22 protein-coding genes and 1 tRNA gene are annotated in these 26,386 nt (G+C 38.6%); 21 read left to right on the top strand and 2 right to left on the bottom strand.

Features of this window, described 5'->3' with window-relative positions; all coding sequences use genetic code 11:
- Positions 1–251: 251 nt before the first annotated feature.
- The 8 genes from CBG10_RS03540 to whiA all read left to right on the top strand — a co-directional run bounded on the left by CBG10_RS03540 (position 252) and on the right by whiA (position 10,927).
- Entirely contained in the window at positions 252–890 is a 639-nt protein-coding gene (locus CBG10_RS03540; RefSeq protein WP_003666416.1) for a YfbR-like 5'-deoxynucleotidase, read from the top strand.
- Between the two features lie 105 nt (positions 891–995).
- The gene (locus tag CBG10_RS03535) at positions 996–1,268 is read left to right on the top strand and encodes a hypothetical protein (RefSeq protein WP_003670446.1); all 273 of its coding nucleotides are present in this window, start codon (positions 996–998) and stop codon (positions 1,266–1,268) included.
- Positions 1,269–1,490: 222 nt separating this feature from the next.
- Entirely contained in the window at positions 1,491–3,506 is a 2,016-nt protein-coding gene (gene uvrB / locus CBG10_RS03530) for an excinuclease ABC subunit UvrB (RefSeq protein WP_143452351.1), read from the top strand.
- A 15-nt stretch (positions 3,507–3,521) separates the two neighbouring features.
- On the top strand, positions 3,522–6,386 hold the full coding sequence (gene uvrA / locus CBG10_RS03525; protein WP_094511674.1) for an excinuclease ABC subunit UvrA: 2,865 nt from the start codon (positions 3,522–3,524) through the stop codon (positions 6,384–6,386).
- 267 nt (positions 6,387–6,653) lie between these two features.
- Positions 6,654–7,985 carry an APC family permease gene (locus CBG10_RS03520; protein WP_094504039.1) on the top strand — a complete coding sequence of 444 codons (1,332 nt, stop codon included), beginning with the start codon at positions 6,654–6,656 and terminating at the stop codon, positions 7,983–7,985.
- Between the two features lie 107 nt (positions 7,986–8,092).
- Complete coding sequence (gene rapZ, locus CBG10_RS03515; protein WP_306810462.1) at positions 8,093–8,965, top strand: RNase adapter RapZ; 873 nt, start codon at positions 8,093–8,095, stop codon at positions 8,963–8,965.
- A gap of 15 nt (positions 8,966–8,980) precedes the next feature.
- The gene (locus tag CBG10_RS03510) at positions 8,981–9,967 is read left to right on the top strand and encodes a gluconeogenesis factor YvcK family protein (protein ID WP_019252163.1); all 987 of its coding nucleotides are present in this window, start codon (positions 8,981–8,983) and stop codon (positions 9,965–9,967) included.
- Between the two features lie 18 nt (positions 9,968–9,985).
- A complete protein-coding gene (gene whiA, locus CBG10_RS03505) occupies positions 9,986–10,927 on the top strand; it encodes a DNA-binding protein WhiA (protein WP_003666428.1) in 942 nt (313 codons plus the stop codon).
- 127 nt (positions 10,928–11,054) lie between these two features.
- On the opposite strand, the gene CBG10_RS11690 is transcribed toward whiA, so the two are convergent.
- The gene (locus CBG10_RS11690) at positions 11,055–11,186 is read right to left on the bottom strand and encodes a hypothetical protein (protein ID WP_263851428.1); all 132 of its coding nucleotides are present in this window, start codon (positions 11,184–11,186) and stop codon (positions 11,055–11,057) included.
- A 318-nt stretch (positions 11,187–11,504) separates the two neighbouring features.
- Between CBG10_RS11690 and CBG10_RS11685 the strand changes: the two genes are divergently transcribed.
- The 3 genes from CBG10_RS11685 (at position 11,505) to clpP (ending at position 13,962) form a co-directional block, all read left to right on the top strand.
- Positions 11,505–11,636, top strand: coding sequence for a hypothetical protein (locus CBG10_RS11685; RefSeq protein WP_003666430.1), 132 nt, complete (start codon positions 11,505–11,507; stop codon positions 11,634–11,636).
- Positions 11,637–11,829: 193 nt separating this feature from the next.
- Entirely contained in the window at positions 11,830–13,185 is a 1,356-nt protein-coding gene (locus CBG10_RS03500; RefSeq protein ID WP_094511672.1) for an MFS transporter, read from the top strand.
- A 183-nt stretch (positions 13,186–13,368) separates the two neighbouring features.
- Complete coding sequence (gene clpP, locus CBG10_RS03495; RefSeq protein ID WP_003666435.1) at positions 13,369–13,962, top strand: ATP-dependent Clp endopeptidase proteolytic subunit ClpP; 594 nt, start codon at positions 13,369–13,371, stop codon at positions 13,960–13,962.
- 161 nt (positions 13,963–14,123) lie between these two features.
- Here clpP and CBG10_RS03490 read toward each other — a convergent pair.
- Positions 14,124–14,195, bottom strand: a tRNA-Arg gene (locus CBG10_RS03490).
- Between the two features lie 268 nt (positions 14,196–14,463).
- Here CBG10_RS03490 and gap point away from each other — a divergent pair.
- The 10 genes from gap to smpB all read left to right on the top strand — a co-directional run bounded on the left by gap (position 14,464) and on the right by smpB (position 26,340).
- A complete protein-coding gene (gene gap, locus CBG10_RS03485) occupies positions 14,464–15,471 on the top strand; it encodes a type I glyceraldehyde-3-phosphate dehydrogenase (RefSeq protein ID WP_003666436.1) in 1,008 nt (335 codons plus the stop codon).
- An 89-nt stretch (positions 15,472–15,560) separates the two neighbouring features.
- Positions 15,561–16,766, top strand: a complete 1,206-nt coding sequence (locus CBG10_RS03480; protein ID WP_003666439.1) for a phosphoglycerate kinase — start codon at positions 15,561–15,563, stop codon at positions 16,764–16,766.
- 115 nt (positions 16,767–16,881) lie between these two features.
- The gene (gene tpiA / locus CBG10_RS03475; RefSeq protein WP_094511671.1) at positions 16,882–17,631 is read left to right on the top strand and encodes a triose-phosphate isomerase; all 750 of its coding nucleotides are present in this window, start codon (positions 16,882–16,884) and stop codon (positions 17,629–17,631) included.
- Between the two features lie 90 nt (positions 17,632–17,721).
- Positions 17,722–19,044 (top strand): phosphopyruvate hydratase, encoded by a 1,323-nt coding sequence (eno, locus tag CBG10_RS03470; protein WP_094501970.1) that lies wholly within the window; start codon positions 17,722–17,724, stop codon positions 19,042–19,044.
- A gap of 195 nt (positions 19,045–19,239) precedes the next feature.
- Positions 19,240–20,622: an amino acid permease gene (locus CBG10_RS03465; RefSeq protein WP_094501968.1), complete on the top strand. Its 1,383-nt coding sequence runs from the start codon at positions 19,240–19,242 to the stop codon at positions 20,620–20,622.
- Positions 20,623–20,745: 123 nt separating this feature from the next.
- The gene (locus CBG10_RS03460; protein ID WP_094511670.1) at positions 20,746–22,296 is read left to right on the top strand and encodes a ClC family H(+)/Cl(-) exchange transporter; all 1,551 of its coding nucleotides are present in this window, start codon (positions 20,746–20,748) and stop codon (positions 22,294–22,296) included.
- A 66-nt stretch (positions 22,297–22,362) separates the two neighbouring features.
- Positions 22,363–22,602, top strand: a complete 240-nt coding sequence (gene secG, locus CBG10_RS03455) for a preprotein translocase subunit SecG (RefSeq protein ID WP_003667480.1) — start codon at positions 22,363–22,365, stop codon at positions 22,600–22,602.
- Positions 22,603–22,680: 78 nt separating this feature from the next.
- Positions 22,681–23,457, top strand: a complete 777-nt coding sequence (locus tag CBG10_RS03450; protein WP_094511668.1) for an alpha/beta hydrolase — start codon at positions 22,681–22,683, stop codon at positions 23,455–23,457.
- A complete protein-coding gene (rnr, locus tag CBG10_RS03445) occupies positions 23,444–25,849 on the top strand; it encodes a ribonuclease R (protein ID WP_094511667.1) in 2,406 nt (801 codons plus the stop codon). The genes CBG10_RS03450 and rnr overlap by 14 nt, the downstream gene beginning before the upstream one ends.
- A gap of 17 nt (positions 25,850–25,866) precedes the next feature.
- On the top strand, positions 25,867–26,340 hold the full coding sequence (smpB, locus tag CBG10_RS03440) for an SsrA-binding protein SmpB (protein WP_094511666.1): 474 nt from the start codon (positions 25,867–25,869) through the stop codon (positions 26,338–26,340).
- The last annotated feature ends 46 nt before the right edge of the window (positions 26,341–26,386 follow it).

Raw genomic sequence — 26,386 nt, 5'->3', positions numbered from 1 at the left:
ATGAATATGTCCAAGACGCTCCAGTCAATTCAATGTGATTAAGTTGTCGAACCGCCGTATACGGAACCGTACGTACGGTGGTGTGAGAGGTCGATAATTGAAATAATCAATTATCTCCTACTCGATTTATATACGATATCGCGGAGCTATCTTTGCCTTGTCAATGAGATTAATTTCACTCGCCTTTCTTGAAATTTCGCCAAAAAATTGTATGATTGTACAAATTAATTATTTTTGGGGAGGAATTCATCATGGGAATGCATGAATATCTGAAAAGTTTAAGTGACCTTGAAATGATCAACCGTGCTCCAGGATATTTTAAATTTGAAGAACACAATGTGGCTGCCCATTCCTTTAAAGTAACGCAAGCAGCACAAATGCTTGGTGATATTGAAGAACAAGCCGGAAATGAAATCGATTGGCGTTCTTTATATGAAAAAGCCCTTAATCATGACTATACGGAACGTTTTATTGGTGACATCAAAACGCCGGTAAAGTATGCTACCCCTGAATTACGCTCAATGCTGGCACGGGTTGATAAATCATTAACAGAAAACTTTATTCAATCTGAAATTCCGGCTGAGTTCCGGGCAGCTTATGAACGACGATTTGCAGAAGGAAAAGATGATACTTTAGAAGGTAAAATTCTCGCAGTTGCTGACAAGATTGATCTTATGTATGAATCATTTGGTGAAATACAAAAGGGTAATCCTGAACCGGTTTATATGGATATTTATAAGTCAAGCTTGACAGCTATTATGGATTTTCGTGATATGGCTAGTGTCCAGTATTTCCTTAAGAAGATTTTGCCAGAATTATTAAAAGATAATGCAGATGGTAATGCGAAAAACCAATTAGCGATTATTACTACGCAAATTATTCAACAATAATTTATGCTTTTAGGCGTCCTTTTATCAAATAGTTGATTTTTGCAAACGCTTTCTTATAATAGAAGTAGAAGGTAAAAACTAATAAGGTAAAGGGAGGCGGCAAGGATGACACCAAGTTTATTTGCAGGAACATTTGCAATTTTAGTATTATGGTTAATCGTTGATATTATCTGGGAATTGAGTCGACCAAGAGACATTGTAATGCGCCGTCTCTGTGCCTGGCTTAATCTTATTGCGATTATTGGTGGTTTTTCCGTATTTTATGGAGTAACCCATTTTGATAATGCTAATCTTGTTCCATGGTTTATTTGTTTAAATTGGATTAATGTTGTTGCCGCGGGCTTACAATTTTACTTTGGTTACTTTCGGCATAATTAAATGATAAATAAAATTATTTGAAGAAGTGGGTGAAAATGGCCTTGTTTGGAGAGATTGTTTTCTACTCACTTTTTTACTGTAAATTTATAGACGAATACATGTTTGGGTGATAAACTAATAACAGTAAATAATAAATAGTTAGTGATAAGTGGGATGCGGTAATTTATGAAGTTGCGATTCCACTTTATTTTATTTAACTGCGACGTAAGGGAGGAATTTCTTTTGATTTACCGGCAACCAGATAAAAAATTTGAACTAGTATCGGAGTACAAACCAACCGGCGATCAGCCCCAAGCAATTAATCAATTGACAAAGGGGATTAAAGATGGTGAAAAAGCTCAAATCTTATTAGGAGCAACCGGAACTGGGAAAACATTTACGATCTCAAATGTGATTGCCAACGTTAATAAGCCAACCTTGATTCTTTCACATAATAAGACTTTAGCTGGGCAACTCTATGGTGAAATGAAAAAATTCTTCCCTCATAACGCGGTTGAATATTTTGTTTCCTACTATGACTACTATCAACCAGAAGCATATGTTCCGTCTAGTGATACCTATATTGAAAAAGATGCGTCAATTAATGATGAAATTGATAAGCTTCGGCACTCTGCCACCACTTCCTTGTTGGAACGAAATGATGTAATTGTCGTTGCCTCTGTTTCTAGTATTTTTGGATTAGGGGATCCTCGCGAATACCAAAATAGCGTCCTTTCTTTGCGTGTTGGTCAAGAGATTGAACGTGATCGATTGTTGACCGAACTGGTTAATATTCAATTCGATCGCAATGATATTGATTTTCAACGGGGACGTTTTCGCGTTCGTGGTGATGTAGTTGAAATCTTTCCGGCGTCGCGTGATGAACGGGCATTGCGAATTGAATTCTTCGGGGATGAAATTGATCGGATTCGTGAAGTTGATGCGTTGACAGGCGAGGTGATTGGTGACCGGGATCATGTATCTATCTTTCCAGCTACGCACTTTATGACTAATGAAGAAGTCATGGATCGGGCGTTGCCACAAATAGAAGCTGATATGAAGAAACAGGTAAAGAAGTTTACTGATGAGGGAAAGCTTCTTGAAGCAGAGCGGATTCAGCAACGAACAACTTATGATATTGAAATGATGCGAGAGATGGGTTACACCAATGGAATTGAGAATTATTCGCGTTATATGGATGGCCGAAAGCCTGGTGAACCCCCTTATACCTTATTAGACTTCTTCCCTAAAGATTTCTTATTAGTTGTTGATGAGTCTCACCAAACCATGCCGCAAGTCCGAGGAATGTACAATGGTGACCGGGCACGGAAACAAATGTTAATTGATTATGGATTTCGTTTACCAAGTGCGCTTGATAATCGACCATTAAAACTACCAGAATTTGAACAACATGTTAATCAAGTTGTATATATGTCTGCAACTCCAGGCCCATATGAAATGGAACAGACAGACCACGTTGCTCAGCAAATTATTCGACCGACTGGGTTGCTTGACCCAACAGTCGAAGTGCGCCCAGTAATGGGACAGATTGATGACCTAGTTGGTGAAATTAACAAACGTATTGAGAAAAATGAACGTGTTTTTGTTACGACCCTGACGAAGAAGATGTCCGAAGACCTTACTGATTATCTAAAGGATATGGGGTTAAAGGTCAAATACCTTCATAGTGATATTAAGACCCTTGAACGAACACAAATCATTCGGGATCTTCGTCTTGGCAAGTTTGATGTTCTTGTTGGAATTAATCTCTTGCGGGAAGGATTAGATGTTCCAGAAGTATCCTTAGTTGCCATTCTTGATGCTGATAAAGAAGGCTTTTTACGTAATGAACGTTCACTTATCCAGACGATTGGTCGGGCCGCTCGGAATGAAAACGGAGCAGTAATTATGTATGCTGATACCGTCACTGACTCAATGCAAAAAGCAATGGATGAAACAAAGCGGCGGCGGACGATTCAGATGAAATACAATGAAGAACATCACATTACACCGCACACAATCATTAAGCCAATTCAAGAAGCAATTACTGTTACTAAGAAAGCAACGGATGAAACTGAAGCAGATAATAGTGCTGAATTTACTGACAAAGATTTTGCAAAACTGGATAAAGAGGCTCAAGCAAAGATGCTAGATGAATTAACAGAGCAAATGCGCTCTGCTGCTAAACGTCTTGACTTTGAACAGGCTGCTACGCTTCGTGATACGATAATGGAACTAAAGACAAAAGTAAAAAAATAGAGGAGGGGTTATTTCGTGGCAAATGATAAGATCATAATTCATGGGGCACGGGCTCATAACCTAAAAAATATTGATATTACTATTCCGAAAAACAAGTTAGTCGTTGTAACTGGTCTATCAGGTTCTGGAAAGAGTTCTTTGGCTTTTGACACATTATATGCAGAAGGACAACGACGCTACGTGGAAAGTTTATCGGCTTATGCGCGGCAATTTTTGGGCCAGATGGATAAGCCAGATGTAGATTCAATTGACGGATTATCTCCGGCAATTTCAATTGACCAAAAAACAACATCCCATAATCCGCGTTCAACGGTCGGAACCGTGACTGAAATTAACGATTTTCTCCGCTTACTATGGGCACGGGTTGGTACACCAATTTGTCCGAACGATAATATTCCAATTACTAGTCAGTCACCAGAACAAATGGTGGATCGGGTACTAGAGTTGCCTGAACGGACACGCCTGCAAATTCTTTCACCAGTTGTTCGCGATAAAAAGGGAACACAAAAGAAAGTCTTTGAGGCAATTAAGCGTGAAGGATTTGTCCGGATTCAAGTAGATGGCGAAACTTATGACCTAGATTCAGTCCCAGAGCTAGATAAAAATAAAAAACATACAGTCAATGTTGTGATTGATCGAATCATCATTAAAGAGGGGATTAGGTCGCGGCTATTTGACTCCTTTGAATCAGCTCTCCGCTTAAGCGATGGTTATGCGATTGCTGATGTGATTGGGGGAGATCCAATTCCATTTTCTGAACAATATGCTTGTCCCATTTGTGGTTTTACAGTTGGTGAATTAGAGCCACGGCTATTCTCCTTCAATGCTCCTACTGGTGCTTGTCCAGAGTGTGAAGGCTTAGGACTAAAACTTGAAGTAGATATTGATTTAGTGGTTCCTGACCAAACAAAAACCTTAAAAGAAGGTGCAATTGTTCCTTGGAATCCAATCTCATCGCAATACTATCCACAAATGTTGGAACAATTCTGCAAGTCGGTTGGCATTGATATGGATACGCCGTTCAATAAGTTGTCAAAAAAGCAACAGCAACAGATTTTGTACGGTAATGGTGAAACACCATTCCACTTCCATTATGAAAATGACTTTGGAGGCATTCGGGATGTCGATGTGCCATTTGAAGGTGTCATCAATAATATCAGTCGACGATACCGGGAGACTAACTCAGATTTTACAAGGGAACAAATGAGAAAGTATATGACTGAGCTTCCATGTCCGATTTGTCATGGTTATCGGTTAAATCAGCGAGCCTTAGCAGTAAAGATTGATGGGCGAAATATCGGTGAAGTTTCTGCTTTACCAATTAGTGATTCTCTTGAATTCTTCAAGAACATCAAACTTTCTGCACAAAAAAATGAAATTGCTAAGCCGATTTTAAAAGAAATCATTGATCGATTAACCTTTATGAAAAATGTTGGAGTTGAATACTTAACTTTAAGTCGTTCAGCTCGAACTCTTTCAGGAGGAGAAGCTCAGCGGATTCGGTTAGCAACCCAAATTGGTTCTAATTTATCAGGAGTAATGTATGTTCTTGATGAACCGTCAATTGGCCTTCATCAACGAGATAATGACCGTTTGATTGAGTCGTTAAAGGCTATGCGTGATCTTGGCAATACACTTGTTGTTGTAGAACATGATGAAGATACCATGCGTGCAGCCGATTACATTGTCGATATTGGCCCTGGAGCTGGTGAAAATGGAGGCCAAGTGATGGCAGCCGGAACTCCTAAGCAAATTATGCGATCACGGAAATCATTAACTGGCCAATACTTATCAGGGAAAAAATTTATTCCAGTACCTCAAGAGCGTCGAGGAGGTAACGGTAAGAAAATTACTATTACAGGAGCGGCGGAAAATAACTTAAAGGATATTACAGTTGATTTTCCGCTTGGTGAGTTTATTTGCGTAACGGGGGTTTCTGGTTCAGGAAAGTCAACCCTTGTTAATATGATTCTCAAAAGGGTCTTGGCACAAAAATTGAATAATAATTCAGCAAAACCTGGTAAGTATAAGTCGATTAGTGGGGTTGAAGATATTGAGAAAGTTATCAATATTGATCAATCGCCAATTGGTCGTACTCCACGAAGCAACCCTGCAACTTATACAGGAGTCTTTGATGATATCCGTGAATTATTTGCCCAAACCAATCAAGCTAAAATGCGTGGGTATACTAAGGGGCGTTTTAGCTTTAATGTTAAGGGTGGGCGCTGTGAAGCCTGCCGTGGAGACGGAATTATTAAAATCGAGATGAACTTCTTGCCAGATGTTTATGTGCCATGTGAAGTTTGTCATGGAACACGTTATAATTCTGAAACGCTTGAAGTTGAATACAAAGGCAAGAATATTGCTGAGGTTCTTAATATGACTGTTTCGGAGGCTCTTGAATTCTTTAGTGCGATTCCAAAAATTAAGCGCAAACTGCAAACTATTGAAGACGTTGGGCTGGGTTATGTTCACCTTGGCCAACCAGCCACTACTCTGTCAGGTGGAGAAGCTCAACGAATGAAATTAGCAGCTGAACTTCACCGGCAATCTCACGGGAAGAGTTTTTATATTTTGGATGAGCCGACTACGGGATTGCACATGGACGATATCAAACGCTTATTAGCAGTCCTTCAACGATTAGTCGATGCTGGAAATACTGTTTTAGTAATTGAACATGATTTAGACGTTGTAAAATCAGCGGACTGGTTAATTGATCTCGGCCCTGAAGGAGGAGCTGGTGGAGGTAATGTTGTTGCCACTGGCACTCCAGAGCAAGTAGCAGAAGTAAAGGGAAGCTACACTGGTAAATATTTAAAAGAGATACTCGAACGTGATCAAAAATGGGCAGAAGAACGAGAAGCTAAGCAAAAAAAGTAGTTGCAATCTAATTCTTCTAATGGTATTCTAATAAAAATCAAAGTACACGAAACGAGGAAAAAGAAATGTTATTTTTTAATAATCAAAACCAACAATTTTCTTCCTCCTCAGCCTCTAACTCTATTAAGGCTGAGTGATTTTGGTGTACCCAATCAATAGGTTTATATAGACTCGGGTTCTCTACTAATCATTTGGCATGACCAAATTGCATTAATAGATGGTACCCGGGTTTTTATTTTGCCTAATATTAAGAATGGAGGAATGATGATGAATCAACAACCAACAGATGAACTAAAAAGGTCGCTTGGATTTTGGTCCGCTATTTCGATTGTTGTTGGGACAATTATTGGATCGGGGATATTCTTTAAACAAGGATCTGTTCTTGATAGTGCTGGTACATCTACGCTTGCAATTGCCGCTTGGGTATTTGGCGGAATTATTACTTTAACTGGTGGATTAACAGTGGCGGAAATCGGTGCTCAGATGCCATATACCGGGGGACTATATGTTTATATTGAAAACTTGTATGGTCGCCTTTTAGGATTTTTAGCTGGGTGGATGCAAGTAATTGTTTATGGACCAGCAATTATTGCTTCGGTTGCCGGATTTATGAGTATTTTAATGGCAAACTTCTTTGGCTTAGGCCCCCAGTGGCGGATACCTTTAGCAGTGATTACTGTGATTGCAATTGGAGTAATGAACCTTTTTGAAAATAAAGTTGGTGCAATTTTTTCGATTATTACAACTGCTGGAAAAATGATTCCAATTGCGGCAATTATTATCTTTGGTTTGTTCTGGGGACATCAAGATGCTTTTGGTCAAACAGTTACCGAAATTCATCAATCAACTGGTGGCTTTGGGGTAGCAGTTTTAGCAACCTTATTTGGTTATGATGGTTGGATTTTGATTGCAAACCTTGGGGGAGAAATGAAAAATCCCCAAAAATTATTGCCACGAGCTATTATTTTAGGGATTACTGCTGTTCTTATTATTTACACTTTAATTACTGTTGGAATTCTTAAGTTCCTTCCGGTTAATACTATTCATCGGTTAGGCGAAAATGCAACTGCATATTTAGCAGTGAAAGCCTTTGGCGCAATTGGAGGAAAATTGCTGTCAGCCGGAATTATTATTTCGATGATGGGAACTTTGAACGGAAAAATGATTACTTTTCCACGGATTGTATATGCAATGGCGCGTCGTCATGATTTGCCATTCTCGCGCTATCTCGCATATATCACGCCAAAGGGTAAGTCACCAGTAGTCGCAACGATGTTTATTATCATTCTTGCAACGATTATGATGTTCTTCTTTGACCCTGATCACTTATCAGATTTGTGTGTGTTTACTGTTTATTGTTTCTACCTTTTAGCATTCTTTGGGATCTTCATTTTAAGACATAAGAATAAGGGACCGCGCCCATTCAGCACACCGCTTTACCCCTTAGTACCAATTATTGCGATTGCTGGTGGAATCTTTGTTCTCGTAAGTGAAGTTATGAATGATCCTGCTGGTGTAATTCTTTTTATTGGAATCGTCATCGTAGGATTACCAATCTTATATATTGTTAAACGAATGGATCAACGACGGATGCATTAATATTTAAGGCTGAGTTTAACTTGGCTTTTTTTGTTGCTTAAATAAGACACGCCCGGCTTGATGTGATAAAATAATTGGGTAGCTGTATGCGAAAAGAGGAACTAGTGATGGTAGATAAAAAATTAAAAGTAGTAATTATTACAGGGATGAGTGGTGCGGGGAAAACCGTTGCCGTTCATAGCTTAGAAGATTTAGGATATTTCGTAATTGATAACATGCTTCCTGGATTGGCAGAACGTTTTGTTGATGTGATAGAAGATTCGGGCGAGTTTGATAAAATCGCTATGGTAATGGATATGCGTTCACGCGGATTTTACGATGCGGTTTTACCAAACTTTGAAAAACTGAAAAAGCGGGATGATTTAGATGTGAAATTACTCTTCTTAGACGCTAATGACGTCACGTTAATTTCACGTTATAAGGAAACAAGACGTTCTCATCCCTTATCTCCACAAGGCCGGATACTTGATGGGGTGGAATTAGAACGGAAGCTTTCAACAGATCTTAAGAGTCAAGCAGATATAGTAATTGACACCACTAATGTGACACCACGAAATCTAAAGTTAAGGCTTAATAAATTATTCGGACATGGTGAAGGTAATGACTTTTATGTTGAAGTAATGTCATTTGGGTTTAAATATGGGTTGCCACTTGATGCGGATATCGTAATGGATGTTCGTTTCCTCCCTAATCCGTTCTATATTCCAGAATTAAAGCACTTAACGGGAAATGATCCAGCTGTTCAAAATTATGTTATGCAGAGTCCGTTGGCTAAGGAATTCTACCAGCATTTACGGTCGCTCCTAGAGATTGCTCTTCCAGGTTACATTAAGGAGGGAAAGAGCAGCCTGACAATTGCAATTGGGTGTACGGGTGGTCAACACCGGTCCGTAACTATTGCTAATAAATTATCCGCTGATTTAAAAGAAAAAGGATATAAAGTAAATACTTACCATCGCGATATTGAGAAGGCAAAGTAAAGAGGAGTTTTAATTATGTTGCATAAACCAAAGATTGTAGTAATTGGTGGGGGGACTGGTCTACCAGTTGTCCTTCGCGGATTGCGAGATCAAAACGTTGATGTTACGGCAGTCGTAACAGTAGCTGATGATGGTGGTTCTTCAGGAATTTTACGAAACTATATTAACGTGGTTCCACCTGGTGATATTAGAAATGGTTTAGTTGCGTTATCAGAATTACCTGATCTCGAACTTGATATTTTTCAATACCGTTTTAAGACTAGTGATCAGTTCTTTGCTGGTCATGCGATTGGTAATTTGATTATCTCTGCTTTGTCTGAAATGAAGGGTGGTATTTTTACCGCTGTTCAAGAACTATCAGAAATGATGAAAATTAATGGCCATATTTATCCGGTTGCCAATGAACCGTTGACCTTAAATGCTGAATTTACAGATGGGACAAAGTTAAGTGGTGAATCGGAAATTACGGCCGCCCATAAGCAAATTAAACGAGTCTGGGTAACACCTTCTAAAGATAATGACGGTCATCCCGCTCGTCCTGTATCAGAGGTCATAACAGCAATAAAGAATGCGGATCAAATTGTTCTTGGCCCTGGAAGTTTATTTACTAGCATCCTGCCAAACTTGATGATTTCTGAAGTAGGGCAGGCCGTTTGCGAAAGTAAGGCTGAAGTTGTCTATATTTGCAATATTATGACGCAAAAGGGTGAAACGGATAACTTTACTGATGCTGATCATGTTCGGGTATTAAACCATCACCTTGGGAAGAAGTTTATTAATACGGTCTTAGTCAATATTCAACCTGTTCCCGAAAATTACCTTGATTTTCAGGAATGGAACGAAATTTCTCAACCAGTTAAGCATGATTTCCAAGGGCTCCGAGCACAGCATTGTCGCGTAATTAGTTCGAATTTTCTGCGGCTAAAAGACAATGGTGCCTTCCATGATCGCGATAAAGTTGTAGCAGAATTAATGAATCGAATTCACCAGGTTCACGAGTAGTTAGGAGACTGATGCTAGATGTCATATGCAAGCGAAGTAAAGAAAGAATTAACGGGGATCACTGTTCATCGGGATAATGCAAAGGCGGAATTGATGGCCCTTATTCGAATGAACGGGTCGATTGGCATTGCTGACCACCAGTTGGTACTGAACGTTCAGACCGAAAACCCAGCAATTGCACGGCGAATCTATTCACTGTTAAAACAATTTTACGGGGTAGAAAGTGAAATCGTGGTTCGTCGTAAAATGAAATTAAAAAAGAATAACCAATATATAGTTCGCTTACGCTATCATGCACAACATGTCTTAGATGATCTTGGTATCTTACAAAATTATCAAATCAAAGAACAAGTACCCGTAGAATTGCTCAAGGATGAATGGATGGTTCGTTCATATCTAAGAGGTGCTTTTTTAGCGGGGGGATCAGTAAATAATCCTGAAACTTCTCGTTACCACTTAGAGATATACTCCCTTTATGAGGAACATAATGAGATCATTGCTCAGATGATGAATAAGTTTGGCCTAAATGCCCAGACAACCGCACGCCGTAGTGGCTTTATCGTTTACTTAAAAGAAGCCGAAAAAATTGCTAATTTTATGTCATTGATTGGTGCAACTAACTCAATGCTTCAATTTGAGAATGTTCGAATTGTCCGAGATATGCGGAATTCAGTTAACCGATTAGTAAATTGTGAAAATGCTAACCTGAATAAGATTGCGAATGCGTCAACGCGCCAAATCGAAAATATTGAATTCATTGATTCGCGAGTAGGGCTTAGCAGCTTACCTGATAAGTTGCGGGAAATTGCAGAAACACGATTAGCCCATCAAGAGGTTAGTCTAAAGGAATTAGGGGAATTAGTCCCTGGTGGTCCAATTTCCAAGTCGGGTGTTAATCATCGCTTACGTAAATTAAATGCTTATGCTGATGAGTTGCGTGCATCACAGGTTAAACAATAAAAAGCTTTTGCGGGTGAGTAGTAATTAACTTCCTTGAACTAAGAATAGAATGGTGATTAGATTATCGTTCGTGAAAACAGTTAAGGCAGGGAGAAAAACAAGTTTTCTCCCTGCCTTAACAAAGCTTTTATTTTACTTCCTTTAAGTAAAAATTATTTATACTTTCGCTAATTAGCGCTAATTCGGCTGCTGCACACTCTTGATCTAATTCATTCCAATTGGCGGTAACGTTAAAAACGTTTAATTTATTTACTGACATTATAACATCCTCCTTGACCTTACACCTTTGTTCTCTTTCATCTACATCTTGTATCATACTCTGATTGGTCTAAAAGTCAACTATTATAATGGCGGTATTTAAATAAGATTTTTTAAAATTGGTATAGTTCAATTGCTAGAAGTACTAATGTAATAACAAAGATAATCGTTTATCAAAGTTAGATAAATTGTTAAATTTTGGAAATGGCATTCACGGGATAGTTGTTTTGGGTTAAGGGAGACTTGCTTTTTAAAACAATGACCGGTATAATTGGAACGTTAATTAATTTACGTTTAATATTAAAGGAGGCAAAGTAACATGCGTAAAGCACACCCATACGGCGTACAAGGCCGTCGCCCAATCGCTTCAAAGTACAAGCGAGCATTAAAAGAAAAGAAGATCGAAGCTATTCGTAAGTGGGCTAAAGAAAAGCCAGCTGAAGAAAAGTAATTCAGTCTATAAAAGCTATGCAATCCAGTGCATAGCTTTTATTTTTTAATAAAAAGAAAAACTAAAGCATTAATTAATAAGATGACTCTTTTAAAAATAACGTTTTAATATTTTATACACTAATGCTATATTTTGTATGTTAAAATATAGGTAAGCGCTTACAGAAGGTGTCATTTATAAAAGAGGTGATAGTATGTTTGAGTTTTTAAAACCAGCTCCAGTAGCGAAGAAAAAGGTTCCTGCTGATAAGGTTGAAAGTTCGTATCGTTGGCATCAGTTAGGAGTATTGCTTGCAATTTGTATCGGTTACATTGGCTATTATATTATTCGTTTAATTTTCACAACCGAGCAAAATGAAATTATGAAGCAGTATGGTTTTACCACGGCTGATATCGGAATGGTGCTTTCGTGTTTTGGGATTGGTTATGGGATTTCAAAATTATTTATGGGAGCATTAAGTGATAAAAGTAATACTAACCGTTATTTAGCAACCGGATTGGTTATTTCTGCACTGCTTAACTTTGGCTTAGGCTCTACTCGTAACCTGTATATGATGATGTTTCTAATGTTAATTATGTCGATTGCTCAAGGGATGGGAGCAGCGGCATGTCAACGTTCTGTTCAATTATGGTGGGGAAAGAAACACCGGGGAGCAATTTACTCGATTTGGTCTTCCGCACATAATGCTGGAGCCTTTGCTTGTGTTGCCGTTGTACAATTAGCAACGTTCATGTTTTCTGGTTCTATTTCTGCTGTCTTTTATACATCATCAGTAGTTTCGCTGATTATTGCGGCCTTTGTATTATTAGTTGGTGCTGACCGACCTGTTAGTGTTGGGTTGCCAAGTATTTCTGAATATACTGGGGATGAAGTTGTTTTAGAAAACGGAACTGAGTCTGATTCAGAAGAGACGAGTCTGACTTTACCACAAATTTTTGTTAAATATATTTTGACAAATAAAGTTGTGTGGGCCATTACTCTAACATCAATGTCCTTGTACTTAGTTCGCTACGGGGTAATGAGTTGGATTCCAAGCTATCTTGTAGAATCAAAAGGCTTTACGACTAATTTTGCAAAATGGTTAGTGGGTATTTTTGAACTTGCAGCGGTTCCTGGAGTAATTATTATGGGAGCAATTTCCGATGCATTAAAGGGACGTCGAGCTATTGTTTGTATTTTATGTGTAATTGGTTTATTTATTTGTTTGACAACGTATTTCTTTAGTACCAGTCACATTTTGATCGTAAGTGTTCTTTTTATTATGGGAACTTTAATTTACGCCCCATTAACATTGGTTGGATTAATGGTTAATGAAGCAGTTCCTAAATTTGCAGTAGGTTCATCAACTGGATTTATGGGCTTTTTCCAATACATTTTTGGTGAAACGTTAGCAACTGCTTTAATTGGTATTTTGGTCGCTAAATATGGCTGGCTTGCAAGTAATATGGTTTTATATACTGCTTCAGCGTTAGCGTTTATTTTATTAGTTTATATTTTTATTGCTGAGCGTCGTGCTGAAAAGATTGCCGATTCTGACAAAGAGAATTAAATTTTCACTAAAACAAGGCCTTAAAGAATTTTTAGCCTTGTTTTTTTGATAGTCAAAAATATTTTGCAAAAAAATGTTAAATAATAGTTAAAACATTTGACCTTTTTTGACCAATCGAGTATAGTATTATTATCCGTTAGCATATAAGACTAACGAGTGCTAATTTATTAAGGAGGCCATATCATGAATTTAGTACCTACTGTCATTGAGCAATCATCTCGTGGTGAACGTGCTTATGACATCTACTCACGGCTTCTGAAGGACCGTATTATTATGCTCTCTGGTCCAATTGAAGACGAAATGGCAAATTCAATTGTTGCGCAACTTTTATTCCTTGATGCGCAAGATTCAACTAAAGATATTTACTTATACATTAATTCGCCTGGTGGGGTTGTTACCTCAGGAATGGCAATTTATGACACTATGAACTTTATTAAGGCTGATGTTCAAACTATTGTAATCGGAATGGCTGCTTCTATGGCCAGTGTATTAGTATCATCTGGTGCTAAGGGTAAGCGTTTTGGATTACCACACTCACAAGTTTTGATTCACCAACCATCTGGTGGAGCTCAAGGTCAACAGACTGAAATCGAAATTGCTGCTACTGAAATTTTGAAAACACGGAAGATGCTTAACGGCATTCTTGCTAAGAATTCTGGTCAACCGATCGAAAAGATCCAGGCTGATACTGAACGTGATCATTACTTGACAGCACAAGAAGCAGTAGATTACGGCTTACTTGATGGTGTAATGGAAAATAATTCAAAATTAAAGTAAAGTGATAAATAAAAAGATCTCCAATTATTCGATCGTTTTCGAATGATGGGGATCTTTTTTGAATTATCAAAAAGGTGAGTGGAAATTAACATCTTTGTGGCAATGAGATATCTTAGAAATGAAAAAAGGCTGTTGAAAAATTTCAACAGCCGCATAAAAAATGCGCCCCCCGAGAGTCGAACTCGGATCTCGAGAACCGGAATCTCACGTGCGATCCATTACACTAAGGGCGCGTCAACAAGTATTATATTATCTTAAACAAAAAGGAATTGCAAGCATTATTTGAAAATTTTAATCGAAATAACGCTTACATCAGAAAAATGTTGTGATTGAATAGACAATTTTTTTGAAGATGGTATCATAAGTATCGTAGGAGTTGTATTATTGCTTAGACCTTACCACTGCGTCACTTACAATGGTTGAGAGTTGCGATGCTGATGTAATGTGATAAACTAAGCAAGTACACTAATTATGTTTTTTCCTAAAGGAGGAATTTGCAGTATGACTGTAAAAATTGGTATTAACGGTTTTGGCCGTATTGGTCGTTTAGCATTTCGTCGGATTCACGAACTTAACACAAATGATATTGAAGTTGTTGCAATCAACGATTTGACTACTCCTTCTATGTTGGCTTACTTACTTAAGTATGACTCAACTCATGGTAAGTTCCCAGGTGAAGTTACATCTACTGATACTGGTATTGTTGTTGATGGTAAGGAATACCCTGTATACGCTGAACGCGATGCTCGTAACATTCCTTGGGTAAAGAACGATGGTGTTGACTTTGTTCTTGAATGTACTGGTTTCTACACTTCTGCTGAAAAGTCACAAGCACACATTGACGCTGGTGCAAAGCGTGTATTGATTTCAGCACCTGCTGGTAACATCCCAACTGTTGTTCCTGGTGTTAACCTTGATACTTTGACTAAGGATGACATTATCGTATCAGCTGGATCATGTACTACTAGCTGCTTGGCACCAATGGCTAAGGTCTTAAATGACGAATTTGGTGTTAAGGTTGGTACTATGACTACTATCCACGCATTTACTTCTACTCAAGCTATCCTTGATGGCCCTCGTGGTAAGAAGATGCGTAACAACCGTACTGCAAGTGTAAACACTATTCCTCACTCAAGTGGTGCTGCTAAGGCTATTGGTTTAGTTATTCCTGAATTAAACGGTAAGCTTTCAGGTCACGCACAACGTGTTGGTGTTGTTGATGGTTCATTAACTGAACTTGTTTCAATCTTAGACAAGAAGGTTACTGTTGACCAAATCAACGATGCTATGAAGAAGGCTACTAACCCAGCATTTGGTTACACTGAAGATGAAATTGTTTCAACTGATATTATTGGTTCAACATACGGTTCAGTATTCGATCCTTCCCAAACTGAAATTATGGAAGGTGACGATGGTTCACAATTAGTTAAGACTGTTGCTTGGTACGACAACGAATACGGTTTCACTAGCAACATGATCCGGACTTTACTTCACTTTGCTACTCTTTAATTTGAAGTAAAATTAAACTAATTTGATTAAGGTGGGAGGAGGACTACTCCGCCCGCCTTTTTTATCAAGAGAAGAGGAGACATAATACAATGGCTAAATTAACTGTTGAAGACCTTCCTTTAGAAGGCAAGAAAGTATTAATGCGTGTTGACTTTAATGTTCCAATTAAAGACGGTGTTGTTGGTGACGACAATCGAATTGTTGCGGCTTTACCAACAATTAAATATGTTATTGACCATGGTGGCCGGGCAATCTTATTCTCACACCTTGGCCGAATTAAAAAAGAAGAAGACAAGCCTGGACTTTCACTTCGTCCAGTTGCGGAACGTCTTTCTAACTTACTAAACAAGCCAGTAACATTTGTTCCAGTTACTGAAGGTAAGCAATTAGAAGATGCTATCGATAACATGAAGAATGGTGATGTTTTACTTGTTCAAAACACCCGTTACGAAGATGTTAAGGATGGCGAATATGTAAAGCGTGAATCTGGTAATGATCCTGAATTAGGTAAGTACTGGGCTTCTCTTGGTGATGTATTTGTGAATGATGCTTTTGGTACAGCTCACCGTAAGCATGCTTCTAATGTCGGTATTGCTACTAACATGCCAGGCAAAGCAGCAGCTGGTTACTTGATGGAAAAGGAAATCAAGTTCTTAGGTGACGCAGTAGATAATCCTGAACGTCCATTTGTTGCCATCCTTGGTGGTGCAAAGGTTTCTGATAAGATTGGTGTTATTGATAACCTTCTTGACAAAGCAGACAAGATTATTATCGGTGGTGGAATGGCTTATACATTCTACGCTGCTAAGGGAATTAAAGTTGGTAACTCACTTGTTGAAAAAGACAAGATTGACGTTGCTAAGCAAATCTTAGACAAAGCTGGCGATAAGCTTGTATTGCCAATTGATAATGTAGTAGCTGATAAGTTCAACAATGATGCTGATACAAAGGTTGTTGAAGGTGATATTGACGACGGTTGGATGGCTCTTGATATTGGTCCTAAGTCTGTTGAAGAGTTCAAGAACGTATTAAAAGATGCCAAGACTGTTGTTTGGAATGGACCAATGGGTGTATTTGAAATGCCAAACTTTGCTAAGGGTACGCTTGAAATTGGTAAATTCCTTGGTACATTAACAGATGCTACAACAATTGTTGGTGGTGGAGACTCAACTGCTGCTGTTAAGGAATTGGGTGTTGCTGATAAGCTTACTCACATTTCAACTGGTGGTGGTGCATCATTAACTTACCTTGAAGGTAACGAATTGCCTGGAATTGCCGCAATTTCTGACAAATAATTAATGTTTAACTACTATTTATAATTATATAAGAGGCTGAGAAAACTTTTGCTTTTCTCAGCCTCTTACCGTATCTTGGTATTAACAATAAAATAATAGATAGGAGGGTCAAATAATGAGAGTACCGATTATTGCTGGTAATTGGAAAATGCATAAGGATGTACAAGAAGCTGTCTCTTTTATCGAAAAAGTAAAAAATCAGCTTCCGCCTGCCGACCAACTTGAAACAGCAATTGCTGCCCCTACTCTTTGTTTAGTACCAATGGTTAAAGCAGCTGAAGAATCCCCGTTAAAAATAATGGCAGAAAACTGCTACTATAAGAATGAGGGAGCCTATACTGGTGAAACAAGTCCATATGCTTTATACCAAGCAGGAATCCACCATGTGATTTTAGGCCATTCTGAACGCCGAACTTACTTTAATGAAACTGATGAATTAATTAATAAAAAGGTGAAGGCGGCATTAGCAAATGGGCTATGTCCGATTGTTTGCTGTGATGATACCATGCGTCGACGAGTTGCTGGAAAGAAAGTTCATTGGGTGGTGAGCCGAATCCTTGCCGATCTTCACGGCTTGACCAATGATGAAATTTGTCATGTTACGATCGCTTATGAACCTAGTTGGGCGATTGGTACGGGTGAGAGTGCGGATCCAGACCAGGCAGCAGAAGGTTGCTACCTAATTAGGCAAACAATTAGTGATATGTATGGGGATGAAGTTGCAAATAACGTTCGAATTCTCTATGGAGGAAGTGTAACAACTTCTAATATCAATGCACTAATGGCAAAAAATGATATTGATGGTGTTTTAGTTGGAGCGGCGAGCTTAAATCCAAAAACATTTTTACAATTAGTTCACCATTAGGCGGTTAAATGCTTGTTTTTAATTGTGTAAAATAATACAATGTTAAGTGGAATTGCTTTCCAAATAAATGACAGAGGAGAGATTCATCAAATGTCACTCATTACAGATATTTATGCACGTGAAGTCCTTGATTCACGTGGTAACCCAACAGTTGAAGCAGAAGTTTACACAGAAGCCGGTGGTGTAGGCCGCGGTATCGTTCCTTCAGGTGCTTCAACTGGTGAACACGAAGCTGTTGAATTACGTGACGGCGACAAGAACCGTTTTGGCGGCAAGGGTGTTTTAAAGGCTGTTTCAAACGTAAACAACATTATTGCTAAGGAAATCGTAGGGATGGAAGTTACTGACCAAATCGCTATCGATAAGGCAATGATTAAGTTAGACGGTACTCCAAACAAGGGTAAGTTAGGTGCTAACGCTATTTTAGCTGTTTCATTAGCTGCTGCTCGGGCTGCTGCTGACGAATTACAAGTACCTCTTTACAACTACCTTGGTGGTTTCAACGCTCATGTATTGCCAACACCAATGATGAACGTTATTAACGGTGGTGCTCACTCAGATAACAAGGTTGACTTCCAAGAATTCATGATTATGCCAGTTGGTGCACCAACTGTACGTGAAGCTATTCGTTGGGGTTCAGAAACTTTCCACGCCTTGAAGAAGGAATTGGAAGCTGCTGGTAAAGTAACCTCTGTTGGTGACGAAGGTGGATTTGCTCCTGACTTTGCTAACAACGAAGAACCATTCGAATACTTAATCAAGGCTATTGAAGATGCTGGTTACAAGCCAGGTAAGGACATTGCCATTGCCTTTGACGTTGCTGCTTCAGAATTATGGAACGACGAAGACAAGAAGTACAAGCTTCGTTGGTCGACTGGTGAAGAATACACCACTGAAGAATGGATTAACTACTTATCCAGTATTATTGAAAAGTACCCAGTAGTATCCGTTGAAGACCCAATTGACGAAAACAACTGGGATGACTGGGTAACTATTACTGATAAGTTAGGCAAGAAGGTTCAACTTGTTGGTGATGACTTCTTTGTAACTAATACTGATTACTTGAAGAAGGGTATCCAAATGGGTGCTGCTAACTCAATCTTAATCAAGCTTAACCAAATTGGTACTTTAACTGAAACTGTTGAAGCTATCGAAATGGCTAAGGAAGCTGGTTACACTGCCATCGTTTCACACCGTTCTGGTGAAACTGAAGACACTACTATCGCTGACTTGGTTGTTGCTACAAACGCTGGACAAATCAAGACTGGTTCTATGAGCCGGACTGACCGTCTTGCTAAGTACAACCAATTAATGCGGATTGAAGATCAACTTGGTGATGTTGCTCAATACAAGGGTATTCACTCATTCTACAACTTGAGTCAACAAGCTCGTCAAGACATCGAAAATCGTTAATTTTAAGCATTAGTTAAAAATCAAAAGGACTATGGAGAAAATTCCATAGTTCTTTTTAGTTACAAATTATTTAATTAAGATTAAAAACGATTACATCATTTATATTAAAAAATAATGAGAAAGAAGCGTTGGAATTTAGTATGAAATATAATATAATCTTTAAGAGTTAAATACAATGAAAGGATACTGATACAAATGAAAAAATCGGCACCAGAACTTAATCGTTCGATGACTGCTGGTCAGATGGAAATGATTTCCCTTGGTGGAGCGATTGGTGTTGGACTGTTTATGGGATCAACATCTACAATCAAGTGGACAGGGCCATCTGTTATCCTCGCATATGCGTTTGTTGGCTTAATTTTATATATTGTTATGAGAGCATTAGGAGAGATGATCTACATTAATCCTGGAACAGGTTCTTTTGCGGATTATGCAACTGAATATGTTCATCCTGTAGCTGGATACCTCGCTAAATGGGCTAACGTATTTGAGTATATTGTTGTAGGAATGTCCGAAGTAGTAGCGGCAACTGAATATCTTAAATATTGGTGGCCTCACCTTCATACTTGGGTAGCCGGAGTTGTTATTATTATTTTCCTGGTCCTCGCTAATTTAGCAAGTGCAAAGGCATATGGATCCCTTGAATTTTGGTTTGCGATGATCAAAGTTGTTACTATTATCTTTATGATCTTACTTGGATTTATGATTATCTTCTTTGGATTTGGTAACGGCGGCCATCCAACTGGTTTCAGCAATCTTTGGTCTCATGGTGGATTCTTCACTGATGGCTGGAGTGGTTTCTTCTTCTCAATGTCAATTATCGTTGGATCTTATGAGGGAATTGAATTGCTAGGAATTTCTGCCGGTGAAGTAGCAAATCCGCAAAAAGCAATTGTTAAATCTGTTAAGTCTGTTTTATTCCGGATTTTAATTTTCTACGTTGGTGCAATTTTTGTAATTGTAACAATTTATCCTTGGAATGAATTAAGCAGTGTTGGATCACCATTTGTATCTACTTTTGCTAAGGTTGGAATTACAGCTGCAGCCTCAATTATTAACTTTGTGGTTTTAACCGCTGCATTATCAGGTGCTAATTCAGGTATTTATAGTTCAAGTCGGATGCTGTTTAAGTTATCTCATGAAGGGGATGCTCCTAAGATTTTTGGTCGCCTTTCAAAACGGATCGTTCCTGATGCTGCTATCCTTGGTATTTCCGGTGGTATTTTGATTGGCTTTATTATTGATATGATTTCGGCAACTTATAACCACTCAACTGCTGATATGTTCGTGGTTGTCTTCAGTTCTTCTGTTTTACCTGGAATGATTCCATGGTTTGTGATTTTACTAGCAGAATTACGGTTCCGTCGTAATAATAAAGACTTAATGGTTGATCACCCATTTAAATTACCACTATATCCATTTTCAAATTACTTTGCATTTATCATGTTGATTGTGATTGTCATCTTTATGTTTATTAATCCTGACACACGAGTTTCGGTTATTGTTGGTGCTGCAGTGTTGATCCTAGCAGTCGCAGTATACCTTGTTCGGCATGGTTTTAAAAACGAAAAAGCATAGGATAAATAAGAAGCTAGGAAAAATCCCTGGCTTCTATTTTATTTTTATTTTTAAATTAATTTCGTCTCACTAAGCTCATGTAGTACAATGGCATGTAGACTTTTAATAAATTGGAGAAAAACAATGGAGAGTAGAAAAGAGGCATTTCATCGCTATAATCAGTTCAATCAACTAATTCGGGCGATCATTATTGGAATATTAACTGGTTTAGTAGTTAGTGTATTTAGACTCATAATTCAACACTTTTTACAATTAGTAACAGCAAGTTTGGCATATTTTCATTCTCATCCATTATGGCTAATACCATGGACGATTGGATCAATTATTTTAGCATTATCGTTAGGATGGTTAGCCCAATCCTATCCTGATATAAAAGGTTCAGGGATTCCACAGGTTGAAGGACAATTGACTAATCAGTTTGATGAAAAATGGTGGCCAGTGTTATGGCGGAAATTTCTTGGCGGAATTTTCGCCATTGGATCCGGATTATATCTCGGACGTGAAGGACCATCAATTCAACTTGGGGCAACAATTGGGCAAGGAGTAGAGGAAAAGGCCAAAGTAGGGCACCTTAATCGCCAAATAGGGATTGCAAGTGGAGCCGCAGCAGGATTATCTGCAGCCTTCAATGCGCCAATCGCTGCGACTATCTTTATTTTGGAAGAAGTGTATCATAATTTTTCACCGGTAATTTGGTTAGCAACATTTGTGAGTTCGCTCTGTTCAAATATGGTTTCAATGCAGTTTTTTGGCTTACGGCCGGTTTTGAATGTTCCCTATAATCATATGCTTCCTAATAATCTTTATTGGCACTTGATCGCACTTGGTATTTTATTAGGTATCTTAGGACGCCTTTACCAAGTTATTATTTTGCATTTGAATGGTTGGATGGCACGGGTTCCTAAACTGTCCCCGATCGCCTACCCAATTATTCCGTTTTTGCTGGTTATTCCCATTGCTTGGTATTTTCCAATCACACTGGGCGGAGGAAATGAATTAATTATTATTTTGCGTTCCTTACCATTTTCTTTAGCGCTTTTTGTGGGGCTTTTTGTCCTTCGCTTTGTATTTTCAATGATTAGTTATGGTTCGCAATTACCAGGTGGAATATTCTTGCCAATTTTAACTCTTGGTGCTATTTTAGGCGCGGTTTATTGTGCGTTAATGGTTCGCTTGGGATTAATGCCAGTTCGATATTTGCCGAATTTTATTATCTATGGAATGGCAGGCTACTTTGCATGTATTAGCAAGGCACCATTTACTGCTATTTTGTTAATTACTGAAATGGTTGGCTCACTTGCGCATTTAATGCCATTAGCCTTAGTAGCCGTGGTAGCCTATCTCGTTGTAGATGCGTTACATGGTGAACCAGTATATACAGCAATGTTTAATGCTTTTATTGGCAACAATCCGCAACCGGCACGCCATAAAGAGGATGTTACGATGTCGATTACCATTTATGCTGGAGCACGGTTGGATGGTTGTAAAATAAAAGATTTTCCATGGCCAACTGATTGTATTGTGATGGTTATTTATCGGGGAGAAGAAAAAATTATTCCGAATGGCCAAACAAAGCTGCAAGCGGGCGATACATTAATTTTACGTGCTAATTCAGCGACTACTAGACAAACTTACCATGAGATAAGTCGAGCCGCGCATTATGCACAAGGATAGCAATAGAACAATAAATATGATATGATAATTAGGATAAAAGCGTGAAAGTATTAGGAGGAAAAATCCTTGTATAACACATTAATGACTTTATTCTTAATTGATTGCGTTGTATTAATTGCGTGTGTAATGATGCAACCAGCAAAAAACGATAATGATGCAATGTCAGCTTTGACAGGTGGTGCGGGTGACTTATTCTCACGTCGTAAAGCGCGGGGATTTGAAGCTGTTATGCAGATTGTTACAACAATTTGTGGAGCACTCTTCTTTATTCTGGCATTAGCGATGATTTACGTTTCGTCACATTAAATTTAAAGTGCCTCCTGAAATTATTGTGATTCCAGGAGGCTTTTTTGACGCTACGGTTGGAGTGTAGGGGATGATGTAGTGATAACGTATACTGGTGAGTCTTTTTTCTTTCCCCATAGTGGACGTCGTGGAGTTATTTTGCTTCATGCATATACAGGAAATACGAATGATGTTCGAATGCTGGGACGTCAACTCAATTGGCAAGGATATACAGTCTTCGCACCGCTTTTGAGTGGGCATGGCGGTGATCCACGAAAAGTACTAGAAAGCAATGGTCCAGGTGATTGGTGGGATGATACCCGAATGGCAATCTTTCGTTTACGCGATGCTGGAATTGATCAAATTGCAATTTTTGGTTTATCGCTCGGCGGTTTACTTGCCACCAGGGCTCTTGAGAATGATCCGCAATTATTAGGTGGTGGTGTTTTTGCATCCCCAATTACCACCTGGGGACAATCGAATGTTCCGGAATACTTCCCTAAAATTGCGGCAAAGTATTATCGTCAACAAAAAATCAATCCATTAATTACTAAGGAAAAGGTTGCTAAATTGACTGAACGACTCCCCAAACAACTAGCACAAATTCAAACAATGGCGCATCAAATTTGTGACCAATTAGATCAGATTCATCAGCCATTCTTTATTGCACAAGGAGGCGCGGATGAAATGATTGATCCAGCGTCTGGACTGCAATTAAAAACAAAATTACAGGAGAATGGGGTTGCAGTTGATTATCGTTACTACCCAACCGCTACTCACTTATTAACAGTTAATACCGCTCATCGTCAACTATTTGCCGATGTAGAAAAATATTTACAAAATTTATTCGAGGTGCCTTCTAATGACAACAAATAATTTAAAAGAAAAAATATTAACACATTTAACAGATAATGCAGGTGTGAGTTACTCAGCAGAAAAACTTGCTCACCAATTAGGAATGGATGATGCTGAGCACTTTACACCGATTGTTCAATCTCTTGCTCAATTGGAAAGAGAGAAAAAAGTTCAAGTAACTGATCGTGGCGAATTCGAGGCAGTTATTAAACAACAACCACTTATTGGGACTTTCCATGGTAACGATAAGGGATTTGGTTTTGTAGACTATGACCCGGATCTTCCAGACATGTATATTAATCCTGATCATACTTTGCATGCATTAAATGGAGATCAAGTAGAAGTTAAAATATTACGACCAGCAAAAGCAGGTAGTGATCAGGGTCCAGAAGGTCAAGTAACCCGGATTGTTGAACATAAATATGAAAATGTAGTTGGTGAATTTAAGCAAGAGACTGTTGGTGATGATTACATTGGCGAAATTTTGCTTAAAGATAAGAAATTATCGCAGTATCATTTCTATGTAACGGACAAGGGATTAAAACCACTTGACGGCCAAGTAGTAACAGCTACTGTTGAGACTTATCCTAGTGATGAGGCACCGGAAGTAATGACGGGTGCCGTTACTGAAGTGATTGGTGATAAGGATGAGCCGGGTATTGATATTATGTCAGTAATCTATGCTCACGACGTCCCTCATGAATTCCCTAAAGAAGTGATGGAACAAGCTAATAAGATTCCGCTTCATGTTCTCCCGGAAGAAAAAAAGGGACGGGTAGATATTACTGACCAACCACTTGTTACCATTGATGCAATTGAATCAAAAGACTTGGATGATGCGGTGGTAGCATGGAAGATGGATAATGGACATTACCACCTTGGAGTCCATATTGCTGATGTTACTCACTATGTAAAACCAGGTACACCGCTTGATCAAGAAGCATTTAAGCGTGGTACATCTGTTTATCTAACTGATCAGGTAGTTCCAATGCTTCCTAAGCGGCTTTCTAACGGTATTTGCTCTTTAAATCCTAATGAAGAACGTCTTGCCATGAGTTGCGAAATGGAAATTGATGAGCAAGGAAAGATCGTTAATCACCGAATCTTCCAGAGCGTTATGAAATCACATGCCCGAATGACTTATAAAGCAGTTAATAAGATTCTGGAGTCGCATGATGCTAAAACGATGAAACAATATGAAGACCTCGTTCCAATGTTTGAAACAATGGGCGAGATTCACAAATTATTGCTTAAAAATCGAAAAAAACGTGGTGCTATTGACTTTGAAGCGCCTGAAGCAAAGATTATTGTGGATGAAAAGGGGCACCCAACTGATATTCAACTACGGAATCGAGGACTTTCTGAACGGATGATTGAATCCTTTATGTTAGCTGCTAATGAAACAGTTGCTGAACACTACTTCAAAGAACGTGTTCCATTCCTTTATCGGATCCACGAGACACCAGATAGTGACCGGATTAAGTCATTTGTGGACTTTTTGGCTGTGTTTGGGATTGATGTTCATGGTGATATTAAAAATGTTAAACCAGGGATGCTTCAAAAAGTATTAAAGGATGTGGCTGGTACTCCTGAAGAGCAAATGGTCCAAGTGATGATGTTACGTAGTATGCAACAAGCTAAATACTCGGACGAAGAGCTAGGTCACTTTGGTTTAGGCGCTAAATACTACACACACTTTACTTCACCAATTCGGCGATACCCCGATGATACAGTTCACCGCTTGATTAAGTGGTACGAAGAACATGGTAAAAACGAACCAGCTAAGGATCATTGGCGTGACAAGCTTCCTGAAATTGCTGAACATACTTCCGTTACCGAACGACGGGGAATTGATACAGAACGTGATGTTGACAGTATGAAGAAAGCCGAATACATGGAAGATCATGTTGGTGAAACCTTTGATGCCGTCGTAAGTTCAGTAATGAAGTTTGGTTTGTTCGTCGAATTGCCAAATACAGTTGAAGGGTTAGTTCATATTAGCGTCATGAAGGATGATTATTATGAATATTCAGAGAAACACATGGCTCTAATCGGACGAAACTCTCATCGAATTTTCCAAATGGGGCAACCAATTAAGGTTAAGTTAGTTCGAGCAGATAAAGATCTTCGTGAAGTTGACTTTGAAATTGTTAACCCTGAAGAGGCACCAAAGACAAAGATTCGGGTTCCACGTAATGATGAATATCGGGGTCGTGGTCGTGGCCGCAAGGAACGTACCAATAATAATTCTCGTCATGAGAATAATAATGGTAACCATTACCGTAATACTCAAGGAAAATGGCGTCGAACTCACCAAGAAAATGGCCGTCAAAATAATCGTCAAATAAATCGGGGACAAACTCGTCACCACAATAATTCACGTGATCATGAAGGCGTTCATCGCCACCATTAAGAGCGGGGAGGGATATTATGGCAAAAAAATCCCATCAAGAAAATAATGACAATTTAATTGTACAAAATAAAAAGGCACGTCATGATTATTTTGTCACGGATACTGTTGAAGCAGGATTAGTTTTAACGGGGACGGAGATAAAATCTGTTCGTGCTCACCGGGTGAATTTAAAAGATGGATTTGCCCAAGTTCGTAACGGTGAAGCTTGGTTAATGAATGTGCATATTAGTGAATATGATAATGGAACTTACTTCAATCAAGATCCGTTAAGAAATCGTAAGTTGTTATTGCACAAAAAGGAAATCAATAAGCTTGTGGGAGCCTTACAGGATAAGGGAGTTACACTTATTCCTTTAAAAATGTATATTAAACACGGCTATGCAAAAGTTTTATTAGGATTAGCCAAAGGTAAACACCAGTACGATAAACGTGAAGCAATTAAGCGTCGTGAACAAAACCGTGAAATTGAACGAGTTATGAAACATTATTAAAACGAAAAGCCTAGGTGAAAATCACAAATTTTCACCTAGGCTTTTC

This window comes from Limosilactobacillus reuteri (assembly GCF_002254085.1).
GTDB classification, from domain to species: domain Bacteria; phylum Bacillota; class Bacilli; order Lactobacillales; family Lactobacillaceae; genus Limosilactobacillus; species Limosilactobacillus reuteri_K.
This window is presented reverse-complemented; position numbering and strand designations above follow the sequence as displayed.

Excerpts from the sequence above, each read along its gene's own strand:
- rnr (WP_094511667.1), top strand. The coding sequence starts at position 23,444 with ATGACAACAAATAATTTAAAAGAAAAAATATTAACACATTTAACAGAT.
- CBG10_RS11690 (WP_263851428.1), bottom strand. The coding sequence starts at position 11,186 with ATGTCAGTAAATAAATTAAACGTTTTTAACGTTACCGCCAATTGGAAT.
- CBG10_RS11685 (WP_003666430.1), top strand. The coding sequence starts at position 11,505 with ATGCGTAAAGCACACCCATACGGCGTACAAGGCCGTCGCCCAATCGCT.
- tpiA (WP_094511671.1), top strand. The coding sequence starts at position 16,882 with ATGAGAGTACCGATTATTGCTGGTAATTGGAAAATGCATAAGGATGTA.
- CBG10_RS03460 (WP_094511670.1), top strand. The coding sequence starts at position 20,746 with ATGGAGAGTAGAAAAGAGGCATTTCATCGCTATAATCAGTTCAATCAA.
- eno (WP_094501970.1), top strand. The coding sequence starts at position 17,722 with ATGTCACTCATTACAGATATTTATGCACGTGAAGTCCTTGATTCACGT.
- CBG10_RS03480 (WP_003666439.1), top strand. The coding sequence starts at position 15,561 with ATGGCTAAATTAACTGTTGAAGACCTTCCTTTAGAAGGCAAGAAAGTA.
- smpB (WP_094511666.1), top strand. The coding sequence starts at position 25,867 with ATGGCAAAAAAATCCCATCAAGAAAATAATGACAATTTAATTGTACAA.
- gap (WP_003666436.1), top strand. The coding sequence starts at position 14,464 with ATGACTGTAAAAATTGGTATTAACGGTTTTGGCCGTATTGGTCGTTTA.
- CBG10_RS03500 (WP_094511672.1), top strand. The coding sequence starts at position 11,830 with ATGTTTGAGTTTTTAAAACCAGCTCCAGTAGCGAAGAAAAAGGTTCCT.
- rapZ (WP_306810462.1), top strand. The coding sequence starts at position 8,093 with ATGGTAGATAAAAAATTAAAAGTAGTAATTATTACAGGGATGAGTGGT.
- CBG10_RS03465 (WP_094501968.1), top strand. The coding sequence starts at position 19,240 with ATGAAAAAATCGGCACCAGAACTTAATCGTTCGATGACTGCTGGTCAG.
- whiA (WP_003666428.1), top strand. The coding sequence starts at position 9,986 with ATGTCATATGCAAGCGAAGTAAAGAAAGAATTAACGGGGATCACTGTT.
- CBG10_RS03520 (WP_094504039.1), top strand. The coding sequence starts at position 6,654 with ATGAATCAACAACCAACAGATGAACTAAAAAGGTCGCTTGGATTTTGG.
- CBG10_RS03540 (WP_003666416.1), top strand. The coding sequence starts at position 252 with ATGGGAATGCATGAATATCTGAAAAGTTTAAGTGACCTTGAAATGATC.
- CBG10_RS03510 (WP_019252163.1), top strand. The coding sequence starts at position 8,981 with ATGTTGCATAAACCAAAGATTGTAGTAATTGGTGGGGGGACTGGTCTA.
- clpP (WP_003666435.1), top strand. The coding sequence starts at position 13,369 with ATGAATTTAGTACCTACTGTCATTGAGCAATCATCTCGTGGTGAACGT.
- CBG10_RS03535 (WP_003670446.1), top strand. The coding sequence starts at position 996 with ATGACACCAAGTTTATTTGCAGGAACATTTGCAATTTTAGTATTATGG.